Here is a 306-nt window from a genome sequence, read left to right on the forward strand (position 1 = left end):
GAGCACGTCGGGGTCGGCGTCGAGCATCGCTTCCATGTCGATGAGCGCGCTGTCGGACCAGCCGCTCCGGGGACCGCTGTCGAACTCGGAGAGCGCGTCGTTCGCCCGCAGCGGCCGGGTGTGCGCGTTCTGGAATCCCGGCTCATTCAGGTGGTACACCCAGAAGGATTCCTTCTTCTGATCGTACCAGACGACGCCGACCTCGGGCCGCTCCGACTTCGGCGGGAGGTCCGCCCGGATGTCCGCGACCATCTCGTCGCGGACGGCCTTCAGCTCTGCCCCGCGCTCCGGCACCTGATACGCCTG

1 pseudogene is annotated in these 306 nt (G+C 68.3%); it reads right to left on the reverse strand.

The window, feature by feature from the left end:
• Positions 1-306, reverse strand: a pseudogene (locus EXE45_RS20170) (ABC transporter substrate-binding protein); the annotation flags it as partial.

It is taken from the genome of Halorubrum sp. SP9 (assembly GCF_005435015.1).
Taxonomy (GTDB): domain Archaea; phylum Halobacteriota; class Halobacteria; order Halobacteriales; family Haloferacaceae; genus Halorubrum; species Halorubrum sodomense.